Source organism: Ancylobacter sp. VNQ12, assembly GCF_049445835.1.
In the GTDB taxonomy this organism is placed as follows: domain Bacteria; phylum Pseudomonadota; class Alphaproteobacteria; order Rhizobiales; family Xanthobacteraceae; genus Ancylobacter.
The window spans coordinates 1-2,249 of sequence record NZ_JBMSDU010000060.1 but is presented as its reverse complement, the minus strand read 5'-3'; the positions used below and the strand labels follow the sequence as shown (position 1 = coordinate 2,249).

The window sequence follows — 2,249 nt, the reverse complement described above, 5'->3', positions numbered from 1 at the left end:
GTCTCCGAAGACGGAGGGCCATTCGCCGAAGGCGAGGTTGGTGGTGACGATGACGGAGCTCTGTTCGTAGAGACGGCTGATCAGGTGGAACAGCAACTGGCCGCCGGACTGGGCGAAGGGCAGATAGCCAAGTTCGTCGAGGACGATGAAGTCCATGCGCGAGAGATAGTCGGCCATGCGACCCTGCCTGCCGGCGCGGGCCTCGGCCTCGAGCTTGTTGACGAGATCGACGACGTTGAAGAAGCGTCCCCGCGCGCCGGCACGGATGCAGGCTCGGGCGATCGCGATGGCGAGATGGGTCTTGCCGGTCCCGGTGCCGCCGACGAGGACGACATTGCGCTGATGGGCGATGAAGTTGCCACCTGCCAGGTCGTGGACGAGCGTCTCGTTGAGCGGCGTGCCGTCGAAGACGAAGTCGCCGACATCCTTGGCGAGAGGCAGCTTGGCGATGGTGATCTGGTACTTGATCGAGCGGGCCTGCTTCTCGGCGATCTCCGCAGATAGCAGATCGCCGACGATGCGCTGGGGTTCGTGCTGGCGCTTCACCGCCGTGGTGATGATCTCGTCGAAGGCGGCCTTCATGCCGTAGAGCTTGAGCTCGCCCATGGTGGCGAGAATCTCCGAGCGTTCCATCACACGGCTCTCCTGAGGCTGTCGTATCGGGCACAATCGGCGGTGGGCTCATGGCGCAGGCGCAGCGCATCGGGCGTCATGATGGTGATCGCGGGGGCTGGCTCCCGGCGTCGGGCCAGGATGTTGAGAATGACGTCGGCCGAATGCACGCCTTGCTTCAGCGCCTCGGCGCAGGCGGCTTCGACCGCCGGCAGGCCGTCACTCAGCACCGTGGTCAGGATATCGACCATCTGCCGATCGCCATCCCGCACTCCCGCGAGCTTCCGACGTACGCGGTCCAGCGCGGCTGGAAGGAGCCAGTCCTTGAAGGGCGCTCCGTTGCGCAGGGCGCCCGGCTTGCGGGCCAGCACCGGCACATAGTGCCAGGGATCGAAGGTTGTCTGATCGCGACCGTAGGAGCGGGCGTGCTCGCCGACGATCCGGCCGTCCTGGCGCAGTTCGACGCGATCGGCATAGGCGCGGATCTCGACGGGCCGGCCGATCGCGCTCGCCGCGACCGAGTACCTGTTGTTGTCGAAGCGGACGAGGCAGGTCTTCGACACCGCCGCCGGCAACGCATGGAATCCGTCGAAGCGCCCGGCATAGGCAACGAGGCTCGGCCGCTCGGCTTCGAAGGCTTCCCAGATCGTCAGGTCGCGCCGCTCGGGATGGCGATGCGCCTTAGCATAGCCGATCACCTGATCCATCAGCCAGGCGTTGAGCTCGTCATAGTTCTTGACCCTGAGCCTGGGCGCGAAGAAGCGCTCGCGCACAAGGCCAACCTGGTTCTCGACCTGGCCCTTCTCCCAGCCCGAGGCCGGCGTGCAGGCGACGGGATCGACCAGGTAGTGGCTGCACATCTGCATGAAGCGCCGGTTATAGGCGCGCTCCTTGCCGACGAAGATGGTCTCCACCGCCGTCTTCATGTTGTCGTAGATGCCGCGCGTGCAGGCGCCCTTGAAGAAGGAGAAGCCTCGGTCGTGGGCGTCGAAGACCATCTCCTGGCTCTCCCGGGGATAGGCCCGCACGAACAGCATGCGCGAGTGGCAGAGCCGCAGATGGGCGACCTTCACCTTGGTCGTCGCGCCGTTGACGACGACGATCTCGTGGCTCCAATCGAACTGATAAGCTTCACCGGGCGCGAAGCTCAGCGGGACATAGGCATCGGCGGTGACGGCCGACTGCTCGCGGCGCCAACCCCGCGCGTAGCGGCGAACGGCGTCATAGCTACCCTGGTAACCCCGGCCACGCAGCTCCTCGAAGATCCGGATCAGCGTCAGACGCTCACGCGCCGGCTTGCCCTCGTTGGCCATCAGCAGCCGGTCCAGATCCGGGCGCCAGGGCCCGATCTTCGGCTGCGGCTGAACCTTCCGCTCGTACTCGAACGACGTTGCGCCCGAGCGCAGCACCTTGCGCACCGTGTTCCGCGAGACGTGAAGCTCGCGGACAATCTCCTTGATCGTCTTCCCCCGGACCGAAAACTCGCGCCGGATCCGCGCAATCGTATCCACGCCCTTCATCCCCCGCCCGCCCGTCTGAAACCAAAACGGGCAGTCTCACCGAAACCGGCTCAAGGGGGGTCAAAGTTGGACGCCGATCCCTCGCCTCAGGGGGGCAAACTTGCATGCCGAAACACA

At 65.6% G+C, this 2,249-nt stretch carries 2 protein-coding genes; both read right to left on the bottom strand.

Annotated elements, in window-relative coordinates; all coding sequences use genetic code 11:
- The coding region (gene istB / locus ACO2RV_RS25055) for an IS21-like element helper ATPase IstB (RefSeq protein WP_423296913.1) at positions 1 to 633 on the bottom strand (633 nt) is incomplete at its 3' end.
- Positions 633 to 2,132, bottom strand: a complete 1,500-nt coding sequence (istA, locus tag ACO2RV_RS25050) for an IS21 family transposase (protein WP_423296912.1) — start codon at positions 2,130 to 2,132, stop codon at positions 633 to 635. The genes istA and istB, both read right to left, overlap by 1 nt.
- Between the last annotated feature and the right edge of the window lie 117 nt (positions 2,133 to 2,249).